General features: G+C 58.0%; 19 protein-coding genes and 1 tRNA gene. 17 read left to right on the forward strand and 3 right to left on the reverse strand.

The window, feature by feature from the left end; all coding sequences use genetic code 11:
• Positions 1 to 8: 8 nt before the first annotated feature.
• From GGR28_RS14325 to GGR28_RS14340, 4 genes are all read left to right on the forward strand, one after another.
• On the forward strand, positions 9 to 1,352 hold the full coding sequence (locus GGR28_RS14325; protein WP_183496496.1) for a lytic transglycosylase domain-containing protein: 1,344 nt from the start codon (positions 9 to 11) through the stop codon (positions 1,350 to 1,352).
• A 159-nt stretch (positions 1,353 to 1,511) separates the two neighbouring features.
• Entirely contained in the window at positions 1,512 to 3,233 is a 1,722-nt protein-coding gene (locus GGR28_RS14330; RefSeq protein ID WP_183496497.1) for a GMC oxidoreductase, read from the forward strand.
• Between the two features lie 4 nt (positions 3,234 to 3,237).
• Positions 3,238 to 3,855 (forward strand): gluconate 2-dehydrogenase subunit 3 family protein, encoded by a 618-nt coding sequence (locus tag GGR28_RS14335; RefSeq protein ID WP_183496498.1) that lies wholly within the window; start codon positions 3,238 to 3,240, stop codon positions 3,853 to 3,855.
• A 156-nt stretch (positions 3,856 to 4,011) separates the two neighbouring features.
• Positions 4,012 to 5,727 carry a GMC oxidoreductase gene (locus GGR28_RS14340; RefSeq protein ID WP_183496499.1) on the forward strand — a complete coding sequence of 572 codons (1,716 nt, stop codon included), beginning with the start codon at positions 4,012 to 4,014 and terminating at the stop codon, positions 5,725 to 5,727.
• Positions 5,728 to 5,868: 141 nt separating this feature from the next.
• Here the strand turns inward: GGR28_RS14340 and GGR28_RS14345 are convergent, their stop codons facing one another.
• Entirely contained in the window at positions 5,869 to 7,113 is a 1,245-nt protein-coding gene (locus GGR28_RS14345; protein ID WP_183496500.1) for an ABC transporter permease, read from the reverse strand.
• Between the two features lie 3 nt (positions 7,114 to 7,116).
• Positions 7,117 to 7,773 (reverse strand): ABC transporter ATP-binding protein, encoded by a 657-nt coding sequence (locus GGR28_RS14350; RefSeq protein WP_183496501.1) that lies wholly within the window; start codon positions 7,771 to 7,773, stop codon positions 7,117 to 7,119.
• Positions 7,774 to 7,896: 123 nt separating this feature from the next.
• Here GGR28_RS14350 and GGR28_RS14355 point away from each other — a divergent pair, with 123 nt between their 5' ends.
• From GGR28_RS14355 to hemW, 4 genes are all read left to right on the forward strand, one after another.
• Entirely contained in the window at positions 7,897 to 8,757 is an 861-nt protein-coding gene (locus GGR28_RS14355) for an SDR family oxidoreductase (protein WP_183496502.1), read from the forward strand.
• 24 nt (positions 8,758 to 8,781) lie between these two features.
• On the forward strand, positions 8,782 to 9,648 hold the full coding sequence (tatC, locus tag GGR28_RS14360; RefSeq protein ID WP_183496503.1) for a twin-arginine translocase subunit TatC: 867 nt from the start codon (positions 8,782 to 8,784) through the stop codon (positions 9,646 to 9,648).
• A gap of 45 nt (positions 9,649 to 9,693) precedes the next feature.
• Positions 9,694 to 10,305 carry a hypothetical protein gene (locus GGR28_RS14365; protein ID WP_183496504.1) on the forward strand — a complete coding sequence of 204 codons (612 nt, stop codon included), beginning with the start codon at positions 9,694 to 9,696 and terminating at the stop codon, positions 10,303 to 10,305.
• A gap of 871 nt (positions 10,306 to 11,176) precedes the next feature.
• Positions 11,177 to 12,340, forward strand: coding sequence for a radical SAM family heme chaperone HemW (hemW, locus tag GGR28_RS14370; RefSeq protein ID WP_246416754.1), 1,164 nt, complete (start codon positions 11,177 to 11,179; stop codon positions 12,338 to 12,340).
• Here the strand turns inward: hemW and GGR28_RS14375 are convergent.
• A complete protein-coding gene (locus GGR28_RS14375) occupies positions 12,334 to 12,834 on the reverse strand; it encodes a hypothetical protein (RefSeq protein WP_183496505.1) in 501 nt (166 codons plus the stop codon). The genes hemW and GGR28_RS14375 overlap by 7 nt on opposite strands.
• 493 nt (positions 12,835 to 13,327) lie before the next feature.
• Between GGR28_RS14375 and GGR28_RS14380 the strand changes: the two genes are divergently transcribed.
• From GGR28_RS14380 to hisB, 9 genes are all read left to right on the forward strand, one after another.
• Positions 13,328 to 16,450, forward strand: coding sequence for a PVC-type heme-binding CxxCH protein (locus GGR28_RS14380; RefSeq protein ID WP_183496506.1), 3,123 nt, complete (start codon positions 13,328 to 13,330; stop codon positions 16,448 to 16,450).
• An 11-nt stretch (positions 16,451 to 16,461) separates the two neighbouring features.
• A complete protein-coding gene (locus GGR28_RS14385) occupies positions 16,462 to 17,451 on the forward strand; it encodes a ThuA domain-containing protein (RefSeq protein WP_183496507.1) in 990 nt (329 codons plus the stop codon).
• Between the two features lie 139 nt (positions 17,452 to 17,590).
• Positions 17,591 to 18,130, forward strand: a complete 540-nt coding sequence (locus tag GGR28_RS14390) for a Crp/Fnr family transcriptional regulator (protein WP_183496508.1) — start codon at positions 17,591 to 17,593, stop codon at positions 18,128 to 18,130.
• Positions 18,131 to 18,174: 44 nt separating this feature from the next.
• Positions 18,175 to 18,747, forward strand: coding sequence for a DinB family protein (locus tag GGR28_RS14395; protein WP_183496509.1), 573 nt, complete (start codon positions 18,175 to 18,177; stop codon positions 18,745 to 18,747).
• 137 nt (positions 18,748 to 18,884) lie between these two features.
• Positions 18,885 to 18,957 (forward strand) — tRNA-Phe (locus GGR28_RS14400).
• Positions 18,958 to 19,112: 155 nt separating this feature from the next.
• A complete protein-coding gene (gene hisG, locus GGR28_RS14405; RefSeq protein ID WP_183496510.1) occupies positions 19,113 to 19,982 on the forward strand; it encodes an ATP phosphoribosyltransferase in 870 nt (289 codons plus the stop codon).
• A complete protein-coding gene (gene hisD / locus GGR28_RS14410) occupies positions 19,982 to 21,265 on the forward strand; it encodes a histidinol dehydrogenase (protein ID WP_183496511.1) in 1,284 nt (427 codons plus the stop codon). Before hisG ends, hisD begins: the two co-directional genes overlap by 1 nt.
• A 101-nt stretch (positions 21,266 to 21,366) precedes the next feature.
• Positions 21,367 to 22,413, forward strand: a complete 1,047-nt coding sequence (gene hisC, locus GGR28_RS14415; protein WP_183496512.1) for a histidinol-phosphate transaminase — start codon at positions 21,367 to 21,369, stop codon at positions 22,411 to 22,413.
• Positions 22,414 to 22,529: 116 nt separating this feature from the next.
• Complete coding sequence (hisB, locus tag GGR28_RS14420; RefSeq protein ID WP_183496513.1) at positions 22,530 to 23,687, forward strand: bifunctional histidinol-phosphatase/imidazoleglycerol-phosphate dehydratase HisB; 1,158 nt, start codon at positions 22,530 to 22,532, stop codon at positions 23,685 to 23,687.
• The last annotated feature ends 85 nt before the right edge of the window (positions 23,688 to 23,772 follow it).

Genomic DNA, 23,772 nt, shown 5'->3' on the forward strand with positions numbered 1-23,772 from the left:
CTTTCCACTTGCCTTACTGTTTGCGGATATTCTTCCTACTCCTTCTCTGTTTTCCGTTACGGATCAGTGCACTGGATTCCGCCGACGCCGAGCGGCAGGCACGGATCGTGATGGAACTAAGTCGGGAAGAAGTCGAAGCGCGTCTTTCCGCATTCGATCAATCGCTCGTCGACTACCAGGTGGACGACGCGGTGTACCGTCGGGTGGTAAATTACCTGAGGCACTGGCCGATCTCGAGCGGTCGCATGCTGGCGCGGTCGGCTCGTTTCTACCCCATTTTTGAGGAACAATTGGTCGCGGCCGGCCTGCCCCTGGAGCTCAAACACCTGAGCATCGTGGAGAGCGCACTGCGTTCGTGGGCGGTCAGCCCCGTCGGTGCCGGAGGGCTCTGGCAGTTGATGCCGGGCACGGCGCGGGAGCTGGGACTTACCGTTAACGACGAGCTCGACGAGCGACTGGACCCCACCCTCGGCTGCGCGGCCGGGCTGGAATACCTCCGTATCCAGTACGAACGCTACGGCGACTGGGCCCTGGCCCTCGCGGCCTACAACTCCGGCCCCGGAAACGTCAACCGCGCGATACGCCGGTCGGGAAGTCGCAACTACTGGAAGCTGCGCCGCTTCCTTCCCCGCGAAACCCGCGACTACGTACCCAACTTCATCGCGGCGATCTTCCTGATGAGTTACCATCACCATTACGGGCTGCCGGCGACCCAGATATCGCTCGACGGACAACTGACCGAAAGAATCCCCGTCGAACGCCGCCTGAGTCTCTACCGGGTGGCTCAGGTAACCGGCTTGCGCCCGGACGTCGTAATAGAATTGAATCCGCAGTACCTGAGGGGATACCTGCCGGGCCTGCGGGGTGGACACTACCTCCAACTTCCCCGCCGGGTAGTACCGGCCATGCTGGAATATCTAGCACTACACCCGAGTAACGAAAGAGAGGATGCGATCGCCCTACCCTGGTCCGACCCTCTCCTGGCCGCAGGCGAAATAAATGCGGATCGCTACTACCAGCGGTACGAGATCGTAGTGGAGGTCGGGGACACCACTGCCCGACAGGTTGCCGATCGCCATGAACTGCCCGTTGATCGATTACTCGTTTGGAGCGACCGTGGCGAAGTCGACACCCTCTCCGCCGGTGAGTTACTATACTATTACGACGTCGACGTTTACCATCCGTATGACCCCCGGACCCGGGAGCCCGGTCCGCCCGCCCCGCAGCTCGCCGTGCACGCCCCTCCCGGGATACACAAGTCGTTGCGCACCTACTTTGCTCCGCTGCCGGACCCCACCATTCGCCTGCACCGCGAACCCGCGAAAAAGTGGTGGCAACTGCTGTTTAAATAGCTGATCGGCCTCCGTTGCATTGCACCCGCGTACCCGCCCAAGTTTGGAACACTTTCCTGCTTGTAAGCTGGTTGACGGGGAAAAGATGGCATGTATGGCGCTATTGCCGGAACATTGTTGTTAATTTACGGCCCCCATGGGGAAGATAAAAACGATCATATGAAATTCAATTCTCAGGGTGACGAGGAAGTCACCTACGACGCTATCGTCGTTGGCACCGGCATCAGCGGAGGCTGGGCCGCCAAGGAGTTGTGCGAGAAGGGCCTTAAGACCCTGGTACTGGAAAAAGGCCGCATGGTCAAGCACGGCGATTACCCTACCGCTAATCTCGATACCTGGGATATGGAACTGAACAACAACGTTCCGGCCGAGGAAATCAAGGAGCACTACCAAAAGCAAAACCGTACCGGCTATACCGTAAAACCCCAGAGCAAGCACTGGTTCGTCAAGGATGATGAGCATCCATATGGTGAAAAGGAGCGCTTTGACTGGATGCGTGGCTACCACGTGGGCGGCCGCTCGATCATGTGGGGACGGCACAGCTACCGCTGGAGCGACCTCGACTTCAAGGCCAACGCCAAGGACGGAATCGCCACCCCCTGGCCCGTCGGTTACTCCGACATCTCGCCCTGGTACGACTACGTGGAATCCTTTGCCGGAATCAGTGGCGAGCTCCTCGGACTTTCGCAGCTGCCCGACGGCAAGTTCCTGCCCATGATGCCCCTGAACTGCGTGGAAGACAAGTTCCGCAAGGGAGTGGCCGAGAACATGAACGGTCGCGTGGTCACCGCGGGTCGCGTAGCTCACCTGACTGCCTACGATCCCGCCATTCACAAGGGTACGCGTGGTGCCTGTCAGTTCCGCAACCGCTGTATCCGGGGCTGTCCTTACGGGGGCTACTTCAGCAGCGTCTCTTCTACCATTCCGGTCGCTCAGGAGACCGGCAACATGACCCTGCGCCCCAATAGCTCGGTCTACAGCCTGATCTACGACAAGGAGAACAAGCGCGCCAAGGGCGTCCGTTTCCGCGATTCCGAGACCGGAGAAGACCACGAGGCTTACGCCAAGGTCGTTTTCCTCTGCGCTTCGGCGATCCCGAGCTCCTACATCGTCATGAATACGGAACACGAGGAGGGCGTAACGCTCGACACCAGTGGAGAACTGGGCGGCAATGTTATGGACCACCACTTCCGGGTGGGGGCCTCCGGCAGCACCGAAGAATTCGGCGATCGGATCGAGAAGGGACGCAAGCCCAACGGGGTCTACATTCCCCGCTACCAGAACCTCGGCGACCGCGCCAGCAAGAAGGATTACCTGCGCGGTTGGGGATACCAGGGAGGTGCCGGACGTGGCGGATGGGGCCATACCGTCCGTGAAATGAACGTGAAAATAGGCCCGGAACTGAAGGACGCGCTGATCCGCCCGGGAGAGTGGACCATGGGCCTGACCGCCTTTGCCGAGACCCTGCCGGACACGAACAATCGCATGACCATCGATCGCGACACCCTAGACAAGGACGGTCTGCCCACCCTCGTCTTCGACGCTAAGTGGGGAGAGAACGAGTACGCCATGGTCGACGAAATGATGAACGACGCCGCCGAAATGCTGGAATCTGCCGGCATGAAGAACGTGCGGACATACAACGCGCACTCCTACCCCGGCCTGGGCATCCATGAGATGGGCATGGCCCGCATGGGCAGCAGTCCGAACAATAGCGTAGTCGATAAGCACAACCGCCTGTGGGCGGCGCCCAACGTCTACATGACCGACGGTGCCTTCATGACCTCCGCGGCCTGTGTGAACCCTTCCTTAACTTACATGGCCTTTACGGCACGCGCTGCGGATCACGCCGTCAGTGAACTCAAAAAAATGAACATCTAAAAAGATGAAAAGAAGAGACCTACTGCGGTACACCGCATACATCACGGGCGTCGCCGTCAGCGGCCCCGTAGCCTCCGCCCTACTGTCCGGCTGCAAGCGTGACGAAGCCGTAGCTGCCGGTGAGGCCGTCTACAAGCCCGGCTTCTTTAACGACGACGAGTACGAATACATCAGCAAACTCGCCGATACTATGATCCCCACTACCGACACGCCCGGTGCGCTCGACGTAGGAGTCCCCGAAATGGTGGACAAGATGGTCGGACAGGTATACGACGAGGAGGCCCGCGACAAGTTCCGCACCGGCCTGAAGGAGCTCATGCGCAAAATGGACGCCGACAACGCCGATGCCGGTTTCCGCGAACTGGATACCGAGAAGGCGCTGGTCTACCTACAGGATCAGGACCTGCACTACAAGAACCCCGATACCGAGTGGGATACCCTTCCCGAGGTGGAGGGAGGTGCCCGCAACGTGTACTTCGACCTCAAGTCACAGATCGTGGGAGCCTGGTTCAACAGTGAGCCCATCGGTACCGAAGTGCTGAAGTACGATCCCGTACCGGGTGAATACATTCCCTGTGGCGACCTGCAGGAACTGACGGGTGGTAGAGCCTGGGCTATTTAATTGGTGAGTTGGTGGGTTGTTGAGTTGTTGGGGTGGCGGCATGGTTCGCTGTACTCACTCGGCCGCATTATGTGGTAACAGCTTCTCCTTTCCTACCCCCCTTACAACGAAGGCCACACAACAACCCACCAACTCCCCCCCCTCAACAACTAATCCATGAATTTCAATTCTCAGGGTAAGCAGGAAGTCACCTACGACGCCATCGTCATCGGCTCCGGCATTAGCGGCGGGTATGCGGCGATGGAACTCTGCACCAAGGGCTATAAAGTACTGATGCTCGAGCGGGGCCGGATGGTCAAGCACGGAGAGTATCCGACGGCCAATCTGGACAGCTGGGACCTTGAGTTTCAGGGTCGGGTGCCCCGGGAGGAGATCGCGGCTCACTACTACAAGCAGAATCGGCTTTCGTGGTGGGTCAATCAGGACAACAAGCCCTGGATCGTCAAGGACGATGAGTACGACTATGAGGAGAAGCAACGCTTCGACTGGATTCGCGGCCACCACGTCGGCGGACGGTCCATCATGTGGGGGCGGCACTGTTACCGCTGGAGCGATCTGGACTTCGAGGCAAACCTGAAGGAAGGTATCGCGATCGACTGGCCGATTCGTTACGCCGACATCGAGCCTTGGTACACTTACGTGGAAAAGTTTGTGGGCGTACAGGGAAAAAAGGAAGGCCTGGCCCACCTCCCGGACGGAGAATTTCTCCCCCCCTTCGACCTCAACTGCGCCGAGGATCACTTTAAGCAGTCGGTGGAAAAGGCCTTTCCGGAGCGGATCATAACCCCCGGACGCACGGCAAACCTAACAAAGTACATCCCTGAGCTGCACCACGGAACGCGGGGTCAGTGTCAGGCGCGAAATCGTTGCTGGCGGGGCTGTCCGTACGGTGGTTACTTCAGCAGCCTTTCCTCCACCATTCCGGTAGCCAACGACACGGGTAACCTGACCCTGATGGCTAACAGTATCGTGCATTCGCTCATCTTTGACGATGCTACCCAACGGGTGACCGGCGTGAACGTCATTGACGCGGAAACAAAGGAAACGACCGAGTACTTTAGCTCCGTCGTCTTTTGCAACGCCAGCACGATCGGGTCTACCGCCATCCTGCTTAACAGTAAATCGGAGCGTTTTCCGGACGGCCTTGGTAACGACAGCGGGGAACTCGGCCACAACATGATGGACCACCATTACGGAATGGGAGGGACGGCCGTATTCGACGGGATGATGGACAAATATTATAGTGGGCGCAAGCCCAACGGCGGATTTTACATTCCCCGTTTCCGGAACATCAACGATGCGACAAACCGTAAGGATTACATTCGGGGATTCGGCTACCAGGGAGGTCTGAGTCGGGCAACCAACGTAGGCGCACCCTTTGGCCCCGGCTTCAAGGAGGCCATTACGAGCCCAGGTGAGTGGCGCTTTTCGGCAACCTGCTTCGGAGAGCTGCTCCCGTACCACGAAAATAAGATGATGCTTAGTGCGGATAAGACCGACCAGTACGGTATCCCGACCCTCGTCTTCGATGCCGGCCTTAAGGAGAACGAGACGAAACTGCGGGAAGATGGCGTCAACTGCCTACAGGAAATGATGGACGCCGCCGGCTTTAAGAACACCAGCGTGCACAACAACCCGACCGCCGTTGGTGCCGCTATCCACGAAATGGGTACCGCCCGCATGGGCCGCGATCCGAAGACCAGTGTACTCAACAAATGGAATCAAGTGCATGCCGTACCTAATGTATTCGTTACCGACGGGAGTTTCATGGTCAGTTCGGGCACTCAGAACCCTTCCATAACTTATATGGCCATGACGGCTCGCGCGGTAGACTACATGGATAAAATGGTAAAGAAGGACGGCACCCTCTAGTACGATGCGGTCTGAGACCGCGATGTTCGATGCTGCCTCCGGCAGCGCTAGACAGCCTTTGCAAGATCATATTCACCACGGATCGACTTCGTCTAAGCACGGATTCGCTGCGCTTAGGCACGGATTCACCCCGATTAGCTGCTACTGCGACAGTGTACTATGCACATCCGTCCGCGAAGCCCGGTGCGCCGGTATCGCAGCAGCGATCACCCCCACTACCCCCGCGCCCAGCAGCAACCACCATTCTTGCGGCAAAAAGACCAGCGCCCTGAAATCGTAGCGATAGGTCTCTGAGAAGTACCGGGCGATGACCGCTATCCCGAGGTGGCTGACCATTAATCCGAGCAGGGCACCGGCGATTGCGGTGAGGGTGCCTTCTAGCATCAGTAGACCGAACAACTTAGGCGGACCGGCACCCAGGCTGCGCAGTAGGGCCAGTTCACCCCGCCGCTGGTCCAGCGAGTTATAGAGGCCGATGAAGATGCTCAGTACGCTGACGGCTACCACTACGTAGCCCAGTTGCCGCAGCACTTTTTCCCCCTGCCCGACCGTCGCGAAGAGTTCCGCTAGCTGGATTGTTGGCGTGACGGCCTGCATCTCCGTGTTCTCATTGATGCTGCGCTGCATGTTGAGGGCGGTGACGCTATTGCCACGGAAGCGGATCAGAACGGAGGTAATGGAACGGTCGGTGTAAGCACTGAGCGGGCCGGTAACATTATAGTGCGTGCCTTCAGCGTGGCTCTCCTCAGCGTGATCATGGGTATCGTGGACCGCCCAGAGGCTTTCGGCTGGAGTGATCAGAATCAGATCGGCTACGGTGCCGGTGGGGGCCAGAATGCCCGTGATGCGAAATTCCGGTGCGTCCCGGTGGGTTAGGTCGTCGTCTTCGATCAGGCCGTGACTGCTCTGAAAGGTGTCTCCTATCGCGAGGCCGAGCTCACGGGCAGCGGTGGCTCCGGCGACCACGTCCATTGGCTTTGTCCACATATTTCCTTTCCCCAGCTCAGCGCCGTACAGGTCGAAGAAAGCGGGCCGGGTGCCGACGATGCGTCGCCCCCGGTAGCTGTCGCCCAGCGCGAGGGGCACACCTAGTTCAATGTAGGGATGTTCGGGATTCAGGAAGGGCTTCACTCCGTCGAGCGGCACATTACCCGTGGGCGAACTGATGTGATACATGCTTGACATCATGAGCTGCAGGGGGCTGCCCTTAGCTCCAACCACGAGGTCGATGCCGGCCAGGTTGCGGTCGAATTGCTGCTCCAGTTGCCAGTTGAGCAGGAGAATCAGGCTAATCAGGCCCGTACCCAGTGCAGCCAGGATGAGGCTCAGGGCCGTTACCCAGGGGCGATGGAGCAGATTGCGGAGGGCTAAGGAAAAGATCGACACCTCCTAGTAGTTTTCTTGGTGAGTTGATGGGCGCAATTCGACGACGGCGTCGAACTGATCCTTCAAACGCTGATCGTGGGTCACTACCACCAGCGCGGCACCCAGATCCGCAGCACGCTGGCGTAGTAGATCGCTTACCCGGGCGGCGTTGCGGTTGTCGAGGGCGCTGGTGGGCTCGTCGGCTAGGATGAGTTGGGGTCGATTGACCAGCGCGCGGGCAATGGTAACTCGTTGCTGCTCTCCCACGCTCAGGCGGCCCGGGCGTACGTCGGCGTGGTGAGCAATGCCCAACTGCTCGAGTACGTGCAGGGCGCCCGCTTTATCGGGGGCAAGGCCCGCACTGCGCCGGGCGATGAGCAGGTTTTCCTTCACCGTCAGCGCCTGCAGAAAGTACGGACGTTGGAGGACCAGTCCGATGTTTCTTCCCCGGAAGCGGTCTAATGCACCGCCCGAAAGCCTTGCGTAATCGGTACCCGCCAAAACAGTGCTGCCCGCTACCGGAGTGAGAAGGCCAGCCAGTAGGTGCAGCCAGGTAGACTTACCCGCCCCGCTCGGACCGAGCAGCAGACAGGCCTCCGCCGGCGCTACCGACAAATCCGGAAAGCGGAACGACGGTCCGTTACCGGCGTAGGTATAGGTAAGGTCATGGGTTTTGAGCACGACCCAAAAGTACGGCTTGCCTTTGGGTAGTTCATTGCGCTCCCGATAGCTATCGCGACCCCCGCCCTAATCCTGCCGTTCACAACCGCCCCACCGCCCCGCGCGTTTACCCCCACAGAGGCTATGCAAGATAAAACTGTACTCATCACGGGCGCCAATGACGGCATCGGTCGGGCGACGGCCGAGCGACTAGCGCGCAAGGGGGCCCATCTTGTTTTAGCCTGCCGCAGCGAAACCAAGGCCCAGCGCACTGCCGACCAGATCGTGGAGGCTACCGGAAACGAGCGCATCGATACCCTGCCGCTCGATCTGGCCGATTTGAGCAGCGTCCGGGCAGCCAGCGAGCTATTCCTGGCCGAGCATCCGCGGCTCGACGTACTCATCAACAACGCCGGCGTCTACTGCGAGAAATTGGAGCTTACCACGGACGGCTACGAATTACAGTTCGGCGTCAATCACCTCGGTCATTTCCTGCTGACCCTTAACCTCATTCCGGCTATGCAGTGCACCAAAATCTGCGGCCGGGTCATCAATGTTTCCAGCGCCATGCACAGTAAGGGCGGCATTGACTTCGGCAACCTACGGGGTGAGCGCGGCCCCAAAGCTTACAACGGAACCCGGGCCTACGCCCAGAGTAAACTGGCCAACGTCCTGTTTACTAAAGAACTCGATCGCCGCCACGGATCCGAGCTAACCACCAACTGCCTGCACCCCGGCGTGGTGGGTACCCAACTTGCTAATAAGAAGGGCAAGCTCTTCACTAAGACCATTTGGTCGTTGTACAAGCCCTTTGCCCGCTCACCCGAATCGGGGGCCGACACCAGCGTCTATCTGGCGAGTAGTCCGGAAGTCCGTGAGGTGTCCGGACGTTACTTCAATCCGACGCAGTGCCTCATCAAGCCATCCCCTACCGCGCGCAACGAGCAACTTGCCCGGCGGCTGTGGGATTACAGCGAGGCGGCCGTCAGTGATTTCCTTCTCTAAATATCACTAGGTACCTTCGCGCTTATGCCACTCGACCAACAGGACGTAGACACTTGGGAATATGATGCGGACGGCAAGCCCGTACCGGCAGCGGACAAGGAGATGTCGTTCATCGACCACCTCGAAGAACTGCGCTGGCACGTCATGCGTGCCCTCATCGCCATTTGCGTGGCGGGCATCCTGCTGTTTATCTTCAACGATTACTACTTCCGCTACGTGCTCTTCGGGCCGTTGCGGGAAGATTTCGTCAGCTACCGGATGTTTTGTCGGCTTTCTGACTGGCTCGGTACCGGCGGGGCACTGTGCTTCCACCCGCCCCATGTGTTGGTGCAGGCCACCGAGTTTGGCGAGCAGTTCATTACGGCCGTCAAGATGGCCTTCGTCGGGGGATTCGTGCTGGGTTTTCCCTACGTCTTCTACGAGATTTGGTCGTTCGTGCGCCCTGGGCTGTATCCCGCCGAACAGAAGGCTACGCGGTGGGTGATCGTTATTTGCTCCTTGCTTTTCTTTACCGGAGTAGCCTTTGGATTCTTCATCGTGGCGCCCTTTGGCACCAATTTCCTCATGGGCTTCGAGGTAGGCGGGGCGGTCAACCAGCCCAAGATGGACTCGGTGATCAGCTATATGATCATGTTCACCCTTCCGGCGGCCCTTATCTTTGAGTTGCCGGTCCTCGTTTACTTTCTGGCTAAGTTCGGGCTGGTCACTGCGGAGTCCATGCGCCAGTACCGCCGCCATAGCCTCATCGGCATCCTTGTTTTATCGGCGCTGCTTACGCCTCCGGACGTTGTGACCCAAATCCTCATCGCCGTTCCCCTTTACACCCTCTACGAAATCTCGATCTTTGTGGCGAAAAACGCGCAGAAGCAGTACGAGGCATCACTCAAATAAGCCATTTGTCGGGGCCGCGGGTGCCGGCAAATTAAGTTAATAGCTATGTTTATCATACCAACCTACATCCGTTTTGCCCTGATCGCCGCCGGCGTACTGGGAGGAATTGCTCTCTGGATCGCCTTCGGCTTCTGGTACGGTTTCCCCTTTCTGCTGGCCGGGCTCATCCTCTTCGCGGGCTACGTCTTCCTCGGAACGGTCGGCCCCGCCGCCAAGGCCGTACAGGTACAGGACTTTGATCGCGGCGAGAAGCTCCTCAACCTGACCCTGAAGCCAAACTGGCTATACAGCGCCAACCGGGCCTTCTACTACATGATGCGCGGCACCATCGCCCTCAGTCGCAAGGACCTCAATGCTGCCGAAGGCTGGCTCAAGCAGGCCGATGCCATCGACGTGCCCACCGCAAACGAAAAGGCCATGCTGAAGCTTCAGCTCGCTCAAATCGAAGCCAACCGCAAGAACTTCCCCGCCGCCAAGAAGTACCTCAAGGCCGCCAAGGAAACCAACGTCAAGCTCCCCCAGATCGTCGAGCAGATCAACATGCTGGACAACGCACTGAAGCAGTCGGGCCAGGTCAAAGCCGCCCAACGCATGGGCAAGCAGGGCCACCAGATGATGAGCAGGGGCGGAAAACGGCGGCGGCCGAAGGGAAAGTAGGATTTACCATTTACAATTTTTGGATTTACAATTTCAAATTTGCGGGGATGCTCGCTGACGCTCGTGGATCGGACAGTAAACGCAGATTACGCGGAGTAAAGCGCAGATTTTTACGCAGATGCAGAATAACCCCTACTCGTCGGACGAGCCTCGTACCTCGGTCGGCCGACGAGATCTAGCACCGAACGCAGCGAGCAAGTAACAGCGGCAGCCAAATTGTAAATGGTACACGGTAAATGGTAAATGGTATATGGTAAATCCTACTACCCGAGCGAAGCGAGCTACCACGCAAATTTTAAATCTCAAATTTTACATCCTAAATCTCCCCTCACTCGTCGGACGAGCATCGTACCTCGGTCGGCCAACGAGCTCCAAAAACGAGCGGAGCGAGCAAGAAACAGCGGCAGCCAAATTGTAAATGGTGCACGGTAAATGGTAAATCCTACTACCCGAGCAAAGCGAGCTGCCACGCAAATTTCAAATCTCCCCTCACTCGGCGGACGAGCCTCGTACCTCGGTCGGCCGACGAGATCTAGCACCGAGCGAAGCGAGCACGAAACAGCGGCAGCCAAATTAAAAATGGTACACGGTACATCGTAAATGGTAAATCCTACTACCCGAGCGAAGCGAACCGCCACGCAAATTTCAAATCTCAAATTTTACATTCTAAATCCACTCTCACTCGGCGGACGAGCCTCGTACCTCAGTCGGCCGACGAGCCCCGACAACGAGCGAAGCGAGCAAGTAACAGCGGCAGGCAAATTAACAATGGTACACGGTAAATGGGATATGGTAAATCCTCCTACCCGAGCGAAGCAAGCTGCCACGTAAATTTCAAATCTCAAATTTTACATTCCAAATCTCCCCTCTTCTGCTCTACCTCCACATCCCATTCTGCAAACAGGCCTGTAGCTACTGCAACTTTCACTTCAGCACCAACCTGAAGCAGCGGGATGCCGTAGTCGCGGGGATGTTACGGGAACTTGCGGTGCGGCGGGAAGAATTGCCCGGAGGATCGGTGCCGACCATTTACTTTGGAGGAGGCACTCCCTCGCTGCTGACGTCGACTGAACTCGAAGGTCTATTCGCTGAAATTCGGCGGGCGGGCTACTGGCGGGGGGAACTGGAGACGGAAATAACCTTCGAGGCAAACCCCGACGACCTGACGGCAGATGTCATCAGGATGCTTGCCGATAGCCCGGTGAACCGACTGAGCATCGGAATACAGAGCTTTAACGAGGAGGATCTGCGATTCATGAACCGGGCACACGACGCTCGGCAGGCGCTAACGGCCGTAGAAAAGGTACGGGAGGTCGGCTTCGATAACCTGAGCATCGATTTGATTTACGGTGCCCAGACGACCAGTGACCTAACCTGGCAACAGAATCTAGAGTTCGCTACCGAATTGGAAGTGGATCACATTGCGGCCTACGCGCTGACTGTAGAACCCAAAACAGCGCTCGGACACCGGGTGGCCACTGGTGCCGTACCAGACACGAGTGATGAGCGCTTCGCAACTCACTTCGGGATGCTGATCGATCACCTGACCGCAACCGGGTACGAGCAGTACGAAATCAGCAACTTCGCCCGGCCCGGCCACCGTAGTCGGCACAACAGCGGGTACTGGACGGGACAGCCGTACCTAGGCATAGGTCCCGGGGCACACAGCTTTGATGGCAAGAACCGGCGGCGGTGGAACGTGAGCAACAACAACCGCTACGCCAAAGTATGGCCGGAGGTAGGTGACTACTCAGCTTATTTGGATGTCGGCCCCCTACTCTTCGAGGAAGAAAACCTTAGCCTTAAGGACCGATACAACGAGTACGTGATGACGGGACTACGGCGGATTGAGGGAATAACACCCGGCGAAATAAGCCGGAAGTTCGGAGCTGACCTGGCACAGTATTTTGAGTCGGAGATGGCAGCTCACCTTGCGAACGGTAACCTTCGACCACTCACGGCGGAGAATATCTACCGACTTAGTCGCCGGGGACTCGAAGTAGCGGATGGTGTAGCGGCGGATGCCTTTTACTGACGCCCCAGCGTGTAGCGTGCTGCCAGAGCACCGTAGCCTCCTCCGAAGGAATTGAAGGCGCCGTAGCGGGAGTCTCCGATGAAGAAGGTGGGTACCCAATCAATGGAGACTGACACAGGTGCTTCCTCAAAGGTGTACTGCAGGCCCAGGTAGCCCGATACGCTGAAGGTCGTAGAGCCGGACTCCGCAAAGTCATAGCTCCAGAACTGCGCTCCGGCTCCGGCGCCGTAGTACCACTCTAATCCGTCGATCGCATCGATATCACTGTGGATCTGGTAGGCGCCATTGATACTGATCCAGTTGGCTACTCCGCTGTATCCCCGGAATCCCACGTATCCTTCGAGGGCGTGGGATTCACTGATAAAGGTTTTGTAGCTGATGGAAAAGGGGTAGCCAAAACGGACCCCAATGGCTGAGTTGAAGTTTTGCGCGGCGAGTTGAACGCTAAAGCCCCAGAATGCAGCCAGGATGAAAAAGTACTTGATTTTGTTCATAGTGAGAAAGTGTTTTGTAAGCGTTGGTACTAAGTTATGACATACTTTATAATACTTCATATACACGAAGAAGAATATATATAACCATTATAAATCCTACGGCCGTTGCAATACGTCTGATGCGTCGGTTAGTGATGACTTCCATCTGATACTGATCTTTGAGCCGTTTGCTGGTTGCATCGAGAATATTATGATTGGCGGTAGCGGCCCCTCCGAAGAACATGACTATTTAATTTGGCTACTCGAAAATTAGGCACATACGGGTGACGGCGGAACTAGCGACCGACCGGTGCTAACATTATTTCGACCAGTACACCCTAATGCCTCTTTCAAGCGGTGTTGTTACACCTTCCCCATTTATATCATTCAGGGATAAGAGGTACCTCATACTATCCGGAAAACCTGGTAAGTAGGACCTTACTTATGGCACTGACCCGGGTGAACGGATCCGTTTTTGTGACATGTGCTATCTTGACGGAGTCAATCATCCAACGTGAACAGAGTATTTTTTATCTGCCTGCTGCTGGCAATCTGTAGCTGCCAACCTGACCCGCCCACCGCACAACTATCCGTAGCGCCCGGTAGCACCATCGTACTCATCGGCAACAACCTATGCAGTCGTATGGCCTACTTCGGTCATTTTGAAGCGGCCGTACACCAGAGTTATCCCGGGGCTAAACTGACCGTTCGCAACCTGTGTGATCCGGGCAATACCGCCGGGTTCAGACCCCACGCCAGCCGAGATTCCCCCTGGGCTTTTCCGGGGGCAGAAGACTACAACCCGGACGTAAGTCAGGATAGCCGGAGCAAGGGCCATTTCCCCACGGAAGACCAATGGCTGGATACACTGAACGCGGATATCATCTTAGCTTTTTTCGGCCTCAACGAGAGCTATGCCGGTCCGGCCGGCATGACCAACTTCGCCCTGGAGCTCGACAGTTTCATTCGCTACACCCGGGCGCAACGCTATAACGATACTACCGCCCCGCAACTCGTTTTGCTCTCTCCGCTTGCCTACGAAGACTCCGGTGCCCTGGGTTTGCCCGATGGTAAAGTGGAAAATGAACACATCGAAAGGTACACCCAGGTGATGCGGGACATGGCGTCCGATAACGGAGTCCCCTTCGTCGATCTTTACACCCCCTCTTTAGCGTGGATGGAGGAGGAACGACTCACGACGGATGGCATCAGCCTGAACGATAGGGGCTACCGTGTCCTTAGTGACTACTTAACGGAGCATCTTCTTGGCAAGGCACCGCCCGCAAGCGATCCCGAACTCCTGGCCGCCGTAAACGAGAAAAATCATTTCTGGCTGCTCGACTTTAAGATGCCGAACGGAGTCCACGCTTACGGTCGCCGCTACAACCCCTACGGACCGGACAACTACCCCTACGAAATAACGAAGGTGCGGCAGATGACGCACAACCGCGACGAAGCCATCTGGGCGCAGCTGGCCGGAGAAAGCTACGACGTCGCGGAGGCCGACCGGCAGACCCTTCCCCTGCCACCCGTGAAGACAAATTACGAACTGGAAGCGCCCGAGGACGTCCGCTATCTCTATGAGGAAGAGGCCTTGGCAAGCTTTACCACCGCTCCCGGCTATAAGATCGAACTCTTCGCCTCCGAAGAGGACTTCCCGGAGCTCGCCAACCCGACCCAGATGAACTGGGACGACCAGGGTCGCCTCTGGGTGAGTCTTATGCCGAGTTATCCCCACTACCGCCCCGGAGATCCCCTTCCGAATGACAAATTGGTAATCCTGGAGGATACCGATAAGGACGGCCGCGCCGACGTGTTGACCATATGGGCCGACAGCCTGCACCTGCCCGTCGGCTTCGAATTTGCCGAGGGTGGCGTCTATGTATCCCAGGGAACGAACCTGATCTTTCTGAAGGATACCAACGGCGACGACATCGCGGACTACCGGGAGATCATCATGAGTGGATTCGACGACCACGATACCCACCATAACATCAGTGCCTACGAGGCCGACCCCGGTGGCGGAATCTACATGGGAGAAGGACTTTTTCTGCACACCAATGTGGAAACTCCCTACGGGCCGGTCCGTGCAACCAATGGTGGCTTTTATCGCTTCGAACCCCGGCACCGACGACTGGAACGCACCGCGCAGATTCCGATCCCGAACCCCTGGGGCATCATCTTCGATGAGTGGGGTCAGCCCATCTTCGCCCACACCAGCGGGCCACGGGTACAGTGGATGTTGCCCTCCACGATCCGTAATGTATACGGAGTCCACAATCCCATGGCTGACGACCTCATCGAGGAGGCCCACCGGGTACGGCCGACCTCCGGACTCGAGATCGTATCCAGTCGCCACTTCCCCCCCGAGGTACAGGGCGACCTGTTAATCAATAACACCATCGGCTTCCTGGGCATGAAGCAGCACCGGCTGTACGACGACGGGACCGGCTTCGCCACCCGGTGGCGGCAGGATCTGGTCACTAGTACCGACCAAAATTTCCGGCCCGTAGACATGGAATTCGCGCCCGACGGTAGTCTGTACCTCGTAGATTGGCACAACGTTCTGGTGGGACACATGCAACATAACGCCCGCGATCCCCTGCGGGACCATGCCCACGGTCGCATTTACCGCATCACCTACCCCAGCCGACCCCTGGTGGAAGAACCCCGAGTGGCGGGTGCATCGATTTTGGAGCTCCTGGACAACCTAAAGCTTCCCGAGTACCGGACGCGCTACCGCAGTCGGCGGGTACTGCGTGGTCATCCTGCAGAGGAAGTAATGGAGGCTGTAAGGGAGTGGGTGGCCGATCTCAATCCGCAAGATTCAAAATACGAGGAGTATCTCCGTGAGGCCCTGTTCGTCAGTTGGGGAGCCGGGGTTCCGGATAAAGACATTCTCGATGCTGCGAGTAAGGCTGGCAATTACCGACTACGTGCCGCCGCCGCCCGGGTGGTACGCTACCTGGACCACCGCCTGGACGATGCTCCCGATCGCCTGGCGCAATTTGCCGCCGATCCACACGCGCGGGTAAGAATGGAAGCTATGGTTGCTGCATCCTGGCTCGATCCTGACGAGGGGGAACGCATACTGGATATTGCCGGCCGGCAGGAACTGGACGACATCGGTCGTCAGGTGCTGCTGAATGCCCGCGCGCACATGAAGGGGGAAGCCTATTCCCCCCCGGCGGCGGAAGTCGTAGAGGATCCCGACAGTCCCATTGCCCGGGCGTACGCGCTGGGCGAAGAGATTTACTCGCGCGAAGGATACTGTGCCACCTGTCACCAGGAGAACGGCAAGGGATTATCCGCCACCGGCTATCCCCCGCTGGCCGGCTCACCCTGGGTCACCGGATCTCCGGATCGACTCATTAAACTGGTGATGCACGGTATGTACGGCCCCATCGAGGTACTGGGTAAACAGTACGCCGGGCAAGTACCCATGACCGCTTACGGCGGACTGATGACCGACGAGGAAATGGCCGCGGTGCTAACCTATGTACGCAACTCCTTCGGCAACCAGGCAGGCCTGATCAAACCCGAGCAGATCGACGTAATTCGTACCATGACCGCCGGCCGCGAGGGAATGTATCGTGCGGAAGAGCTACTCGAAGAGCACCCCCTGAAAGTCAAATAGTAAGCCCCACTATGCCATACCTACTTAGCCTGCTTTTCCTTCTCCTACTCTGCGCCTGCGGCCCCGCCCCCGATGCTACGAACGAAATGAACGACCGAAATGAAGCTCCGGACCGGCCGAAAATCGTGTTCGTCACCGGCGACGAAGAGTACCGCTCCGAAGAGTCGATGCCCATGCTGGCGAAAATGCTGGAGCGGAACCTCGGTGCGGAGACCGTGGTAGGCTATTCTCTCGACTCCACCGGCACGATCGATCCCAATAACGTGTACCACATCAGCCGGCTGGACGAACTTGCCGATGCCGACCTGATGGTGGTATTCGCCCGCTACCGGCAACTTCCGGCCGACCAGGCCCAACTGATTACCGACTATGCCGAAAGTGGCCGGCCCATCGTCGGTTTTCGGACCGCAACCCACACCTTTAAATATGTGGAGCCAAGGGATAGTGCCCTGATGCCGCTGAATGACGCATGGCCGGCGAAGGTATTCGGGCAGCAGTGGATCACCCACCACGGGCACTTTGACGACGGTAGCGGGAAGCTGACATCGGTAAATTTAGCGGAAGGGCAGACAGACCATCCCATCCTGCGCGGCGTCGAACCCTTTGAAGCGTACTCCTGGCTGTACCACGTCGATGGCGGCGACTGGAAGCTAAGCGGCGACAGTGCACCGTTGCTCGTGGGCCACAGCCTACGCTCCAACCACGAGGAAAAGGGGCAGCTCGACAAATTTCCGCTCGACAATCCGGTTGCGTGGACGAAAACCTACACGGGCAGCAGCGGGAAAACGGCGCGGGTGTTCTTTACCACGCTGGGTCATCCATTTGATTTTCGGGAGGAATCGATGCGGAAGTTGGCCCTGAACGGAATTTACTGGGCACTGGGGCGGGAAGGCGAGATCCCTGAGGGGGGCGCGGAGGCAGACTTTGTGGACGAGTATGCGCCGAATAATTCGGGGTTTGGGGAGAAGTTTAAGAAGGGAGTGAGACCTGATGGGCGGTAGGCGGATGGGGTAGGCATCCGACGGCTTTACCCGTCGGACCGCTTAAGCGGTCCGACCGTTTTTTCACCGACGGGGTGACCCCGTCCGCCTGATTATTTACCGGACGGGGTGCTGAATTAAAAAATCCATACTTAATCTGATGACAAATCCGCTTCAGGCACTGCACGCCCTACTCGACCCCGCCGAACGGTGGACGGGTCCGATCGATCTGAAGCGCGGAGAGCCACTGGTCCTCCCCGGCACCGTTGATCGCAATTTGTACCGCGTGGAGGAGGGAACGCTCATGGCCTGTCTGGATGTTGAAGGTGAACAGCAATGCACCCGCTTCGGCTATGCGGGCGAATACGTACTGGTACTGGACAGCTACCTCTCCGGTGGACCGACCGCCTATAGCCTGATCGCATTGCGTCGGACCCGTCTGTCAGCATTGAGCTATGCCGCCCAGTACGAATGGTTGGGCATAGACGACAGCCACCGCAAAGCGTGGGAGGAATCGAAGGAGTGGCTGATTGCCGGATTACTCGAGCGAGAAGTAGACCTGCTTACCGCATCGCCCGAAGCCCGCTACCGCAGGGTACTGGCCCGCAGCCCACGCCTCTTCCAGGAGGTGCCCGCCAAGTACATTGCCAATTACCTGCGAATGAGTCCGGAGACACTTTCTCGGCTCAAGAAATCTTGATTCCCGTCAAGATTGGTCGAAGCGGTTGGACCTAATTTTGGAATATGAAATCCCGCTCCACCCCCGACTTACTAAATACCCTGGACGCTCGCGTCCGGCAAAACCTCGAACTTCTCGAACGGCTGCGGCAGCTCCCGGACGAAGCACTCCAACGACGCCCCGGCCCCGAGGCCTGGACCGCGCTCGAAGCCCTGGAACACCTAAACGTCTTCAACGGGGCCTACCTGCCCCGTACGCGGCGGGCAATTGAGCGGGGAAAAACTATGTCTCCCTCTCCTACTTTCACGAGCAGCTGGCTGGGGAATGTGGTGGCCTCCTGGGCGCAGCCCGGCGCTAAAACAATCAAGCTACCTACTCTGAGGAAAATGAATCCGAAGCGTAAAATCCTGGACCGCACCGCACTCGACAACTGCCTCGCCAACGAGCGTGAACTCCAGGCGATGATCGCCGACGCCCGCGGACTGGACCTAACCGGGCTTAAAATCAAGACCATCGAAAGTTCGCTCGTTAAACTTCGCCTGGGGGACGTGTTGCGCATGCTGGTCAACCACGACTGGCGGCACATCGAGCAGGCCGAGCGTGCGACGCGGGGGGAAGCGGGGATTCGGAGGAGATAACCCGTTGGACGGGGTACCCCCGTCCAACCGCTATGCCACCACTGGCCAAACTTTTCCGCCGAGTGCTTGCAAGATCGAACCGCTTTTAATTACCTTTGCGTCCGCTTTAATCGGGAACGCCCGAGAATACAGCATACGGTGCGGTAGCTCAGTTGGTAGAGCAATGGACTGAAAATCCATGTGTCGGCGGTTCGATTCCGCCCCACACCACATGATTATTGGAGTACACCATCATCACTTTACTGCGTCTTGCCCCGTCGGCGAGTAATAGTTTAGTGCGATAACCAACCCACTCCACAAACGTATTGCTCAGAGGTCCGCCGGAAATAACCGGTGGGCCTTTTTGCATTTTAGCTTATCCCCGAATGCCAGCTACCCCCGCCCCCCTCAGAATCGCCGTCCAGAAATCAGGTCGCCTGCTCGATGAATCTATCGAGCTGCTCAAAGAGTGCGGCATCAAGATCGACAACGGCCGCGACCAACTCAAGGCCCCCGCCCGCAACTTCAACGCCGAAGTGCTCTACCTGCGCAACAGCGACATTCCCCAGTACATCCAGGACGGCGTCGCCGACATCGGCATCATCGGTGAGAACACGCTGATTGAAAAGGAAAAGGACGCCGAAGTAGTTCTCAAACTCGGCTTTTCGAAGTGCCGCCTCAGCCTGGCCACGCCCCGCGGTACCAAGTACGAAGGGGTTCAGGCACTAAACGGTCAGCGCATCGCCACCAGCTACCCCAACAGCCTGCGCGGCTTCCTGAAGAAGAAAGGTATCGAAGCCGAAATCCACGAGATCAGCGGCTCGGTCGAGATCGCCCCCAACATCGGACTGGCCGACGCCATCTGCGACCTGGTCAGCACCGGCAGCACGCTATTCAAGAACGGCCTGGAGGAGCAGGACATCATCCTAAAGTCCGAAGCCGTCATTGCCGCCAGCCCCAAAATCGACGACGCGCGCCGGGCCATTCTCGACCAGCTTGTTTTCCGCATCAAATCCGTGCTGGCCGCCCGCAACCAGAAGTACGTCCTGATGAACGTCCCCAACGACCGCATCCAGGAAGTAACCGCGCTGCTTCCCGGCATGCGTTCCCCCACCGTGCTTCCCCTGGCCGAGGCGGGTTGGTCGAGCGTGCATACCGTTATCACGGAAGATCGCTTCTGGGACATCATCGACCGCCTACGTGCCACCGGAGCGGAAGGAATCCTGGTCGTACCCATCGCCAAAATGATCGTCTGATGAAGATCTTCGTCGAGCCCAACCGCGGCGAATGGGAAGCCCTCACCCGCCGTCCCGCTAACAAGTTAGATAACCTACAGTCCACCGTACGCGAGGTCATGCACCGCGTGCGGGACGAAGGCGACGCCGCCCTACGCGATTACACCGCCCGCTTCGACAAGGTCGAACTACAGGATTTCGCGGTATCCGAAGAAACGCTCGCCGCCGCCACCGAGCAGGTACCCGAAACGCTTCGGCAAGCCATCCAGACCGCCAAACGAAACATCGAAACCTTCCACCGCAGCCAGCAGATTCAGGTGGAGGAAATCGAAACCATGCCCGGCGTCCGCTGCTGGCGCGAAAGTCGGGCCATCGACAAGGTAGGCCTGTACATCCCTGGCGGCACCGCTCCCCTCTTCAGCACGGTACTGATGCTGGCCGCTCCCGCCCAAATCGCCGGCTGTAAGGAGATCGTCCTTTGCTCCCCACCCGATCGCGGAGGCAACATTCACCCCGCCATCCTCTACGCGGCCAAGCTGTGCGGCGTGACCAAGGTCTTCCGCCTCGGAGGCTCCCAGGCGATCGCGGCCATGACCTTCGGTACCGAATCCGTCCCCCGCGTTTACAAGATTTTCGGTCCCGGCAACGCCTTCGTCACCGTAGCCAAACAGCTCGCCCAGCTCGAAGGACTCGCCATCGACATGCCCGCAGGACCATCGGAAGTACTGGTTTGCGCGGACGCAGGTGCAAGGTCAAGCCACGTTGCCGCCGACCTCCTCAGTCAGGCCGAGCATGGTCACGATAGCCAGGTCGTCCTCGTCACCGACAGCGAGGCAAAAGCAAAGGACGTCTGGCTGCAGGTCGAAGCCCAACTGGCCCAGCTCCCCCGCAAAGAGCTCGCCGCCCAGAGCATCACCAATAGCCTCTCGCTCGTCTTCAACGACTGGGAGGAAGCCGCCGAATACGTCAACCTCTACGCCCCCGAGCACCTGATCCTGAGTATGGAGAACGCCCGCACCTTCGCCGGAAAGATCCGCAACGCTGGCTCTATTTTCCTCGGCTACCACACCCCGGAAAGCGTGGGCGACTACGCCAGCGGCACCAACCACACCCTCCCCACCTACGGCTATGCCCGTCAGTACAGCGGCGTCAGCCTCGATAGCTTCACCAAAAAAATAACCTTCCAGGAACTCACCGCAGCCGGACTACGCACCCTCGGCCCCACCGTCGAGATTTTAGCCGAAGCCGAACACCTGCAAGCCCACCGAAATGCCGTTAGTTTAAGACTAGCTGATTTGGAATAGGGTTGGTGGGTTGTTGAGTTGGTGATTTGTTGAGTGGGCGCAAACGCAACAACTCAACAACTCACCAACTCACCAACTCACCAACCCAATAACTGAAAACCATGACCCCTACCACCACCACTGACGTTCGCTCATTAGTCCGCCCTAACATCCTTACCCTCATTCCCTACTCCAGTGCACGCGGGGAGTTTAAGGGGAACGCCGACATTTTGCTCGATGCCAATGAGAGCCCCTTCGACAACGGCCACAACCGCTACCCGGAGCCGCTCTCGACCGACATCCGGATGGCATTGGCGGAAATAAAAAACATCGATCCCGATCAGATCTTCATCGGCAACGGCTCGGACGAGATCGTGGATCAGGTCACGCGCATCTTCTGCAACCCGGGCAAGGACTCTGTAGTAGCCCTGCCCCCGACTTTCGGGATGTACAAGGTGGCTGCCGGCATCAACGATGCGGAGTTTCGCGCGGTAAACCTGCTGCCGGACTTTTCCATCCCGGTGAGTGAGCTGAAATCCAGCTGGGACGAGACCTCCAAAATTCTCTGGCTCTGCAGCCCTAACAACCCGAGCGGAAACTTAATGGAAGCCGACGTGGTGGAGGACCTTATCCGCAGCTTCCCCGGTATCGTGGTGCTCGATGAGGCCTACATCGACTTCGTTCCCGAAGCCAGTTTCCTGCCACGCATTGATGAGTTTCCCAACCTGATCATCACCCAGACGCTGTCGAAGGGCTGGGGAATGGCCGGTGTCCGGCTAGGCGCGGCGTATGCCTCCAAGTTCATCGTCACGATGCTCCGGGCGATCAAGATGCCGTACAACATCAACGTGCTTACGCAGGGAGTAGCCCTTGCCGCCCTCAAGCAACCGGAGGTAATGCGGGAACGGGTTGCTATTCTCATCTCCGAGCGGAAGCGACTGGAGCGGGAGCTGCCTAAATTTCCCTTCGTGGACCACATCTTTCCTTCGGTTACCAACTTCCTCCTGGTGCGCTTTGTCGATTCGGATAAAGTCTACCGACACCTGCTCGAAAACGGCATCGTAGTGCGTAACCAGAGCTACCAACCCAACGCGAAGAACTGCCTGCGAATCACGGCGGGTCTGCCGGAGGAGAACGATCGGTTGCTGGAGGCGCTGCGGGTTCTTTAGTAACCGCAGATTTAAGACAGATTAAATTCGCAGATTCACGCAGATTTTAACATGTACTGAAACGAATCTGCGGAAATTCGCGAAAAAAATCCGCGTGCAATCTGCGGTAAAAAAATATGTCCCAGAAAATACTCTTCCTCGACCGCGACGGCACCCTCATCCTCGAGCCCACAGACTACCAGGTCGACTCCATCGATAAGCTGAACTTCTACCCCGGCGTCTTCCGCTGGCTGGGACGTATCGTGCGGGAACTGGACTATAAGCTCGTCATGGTCACCAACCAAGATGGCCTGGGTACCGAGGGCTACCCGGAAGACACCTTCTGGCCCACCCACGAAGCAATGCGCCGCGCCCTGGCCGCCGAGGGAATCGAATTCATTGAAGAACTGATCGACCGCACCTACGCTAAAGACAACGCACTTACCCGTAAGCCGAACACCGGCCTACTCACCGAATACCTGAACGGCGACTACGACCTCGCCAACAGCTACGTCATCGGCGACCGGCTGACCGACATCCAACTGGCTAAGAACATCGGCGCGAAGGGAATCTGGATCGCGACCGATCCCGAACTCGGCAACGAGGAACTCGTAGACGGTCAGGAAAAGGAGCAGGACGTGGCCTCGCTTCTGGCCCCGACCATTGCCCTCCGCACTACCAGTTGGGAAGAAATTTACCACTTCCTGCGGCTGGAAAATCGCACGGCGACCGTCCGCCGCACCACCAAGGAAACCGACATTCTAATCGAACTCGATCTTGACGGTACCGGCCGAACTGACATCGACACCGGACTCGGCTTCTACGACCACATGCTCGACCAGCTCGGCCGCCACTCCGGCTGCGACCTGACCGTGAGGGTGAAGGGCGACCTGCACATCGACGAGCACCATACCGTGGAGGATACCGCCATTGCCCTTGGAGAGGCCTTCGCAAAGGCCCTGGGCGACAAACTCGGCATCGAGCGCTACGGCTTTTACCTGCCCATGGACGATGCGCTGGCGCAGGTCGGCATCGACTTCGGGGGGCGGCCCTGGCTGGTGTGGGACTGCGAGTACCGGCGGGAAAAGATCGGCGACGTGCCCACGGAAATGTTTTACCACTTCTTCAAGTCCTTCACCGACGGAGCCCGCTGCAACCTCAACGTGAAAGTGGAGGGCGACAACGAACACCACAAGATCGAAGCCACCTTTAAGGCCTTCGCCAAGAGCATCCGAATGGCCAAACGGCGGGATGTGGACAATATGCGGCTGCCGAGCACGAAGGGGATGTTGTAGGAAGGCAGGTCGTTGGTTCGCTGGAATTTCAGTTCTTTAGGTCGGATGCGTGCCGCTGTGGGAGACCACCCCCGATCATCAGACT

Origin of the sequence: Neolewinella aquimaris, assembly GCF_014197245.1 — a bacterium.
GTDB classification, from domain to species: domain Bacteria; phylum Bacteroidota; class Bacteroidia; order Chitinophagales; family Saprospiraceae; genus Neolewinella; species Neolewinella aquimaris.

Coding starts and splice junctions, on each gene's coding strand:
- GGR28_RS14335 (WP_183496498.1), top strand. CDS start 3,238: ATGAAAAGAAGAGACCTACTGCGGTACACCGCATACATCACGGGCGTC.
- tatC (WP_183496503.1), top strand. CDS start 8,782: ATGCCACTCGACCAACAGGACGTAGACACTTGGGAATATGATGCGGAC.
- GGR28_RS14365 (WP_183496504.1), top strand. CDS start 9,694: ATGTTTATCATACCAACCTACATCCGTTTTGCCCTGATCGCCGCCGGC.
- GGR28_RS14385 (WP_183496507.1), top strand. CDS start 16,462: ATGCCATACCTACTTAGCCTGCTTTTCCTTCTCCTACTCTGCGCCTGC.
- hisB (WP_183496513.1), top strand. CDS start 22,530: ATGTCCCAGAAAATACTCTTCCTCGACCGCGACGGCACCCTCATCCTC.
- hisC (WP_183496512.1), top strand. CDS start 21,367: ATGACCCCTACCACCACCACTGACGTTCGCTCATTAGTCCGCCCTAAC.
- hisG (WP_183496510.1), top strand. CDS start 19,113: ATGCCAGCTACCCCCGCCCCCCTCAGAATCGCCGTCCAGAAATCAGGT.
- GGR28_RS14330 (WP_183496497.1), top strand. CDS start 1,512: ATGAAATTCAATTCTCAGGGTGACGAGGAAGTCACCTACGACGCTATC.
- GGR28_RS14340 (WP_183496499.1), top strand. CDS start 4,012: ATGAATTTCAATTCTCAGGGTAAGCAGGAAGTCACCTACGACGCCATC.
- GGR28_RS14355 (WP_183496502.1), top strand. CDS start 7,897: ATGCAAGATAAAACTGTACTCATCACGGGCGCCAATGACGGCATCGGT.
- hisD (WP_183496511.1), top strand. CDS start 19,982: ATGAAGATCTTCGTCGAGCCCAACCGCGGCGAATGGGAAGCCCTCACC.
- GGR28_RS14390 (WP_183496508.1), top strand. CDS start 17,591: ATGACAAATCCGCTTCAGGCACTGCACGCCCTACTCGACCCCGCCGAA.
- GGR28_RS14395 (WP_183496509.1), top strand. CDS start 18,175: ATGAAATCCCGCTCCACCCCCGACTTACTAAATACCCTGGACGCTCGC.
- GGR28_RS14375 (WP_183496505.1), bottom strand. CDS start 12,834: ATGAACAAAATCAAGTACTTTTTCATCCTGGCTGCATTCTGGGGCTTT.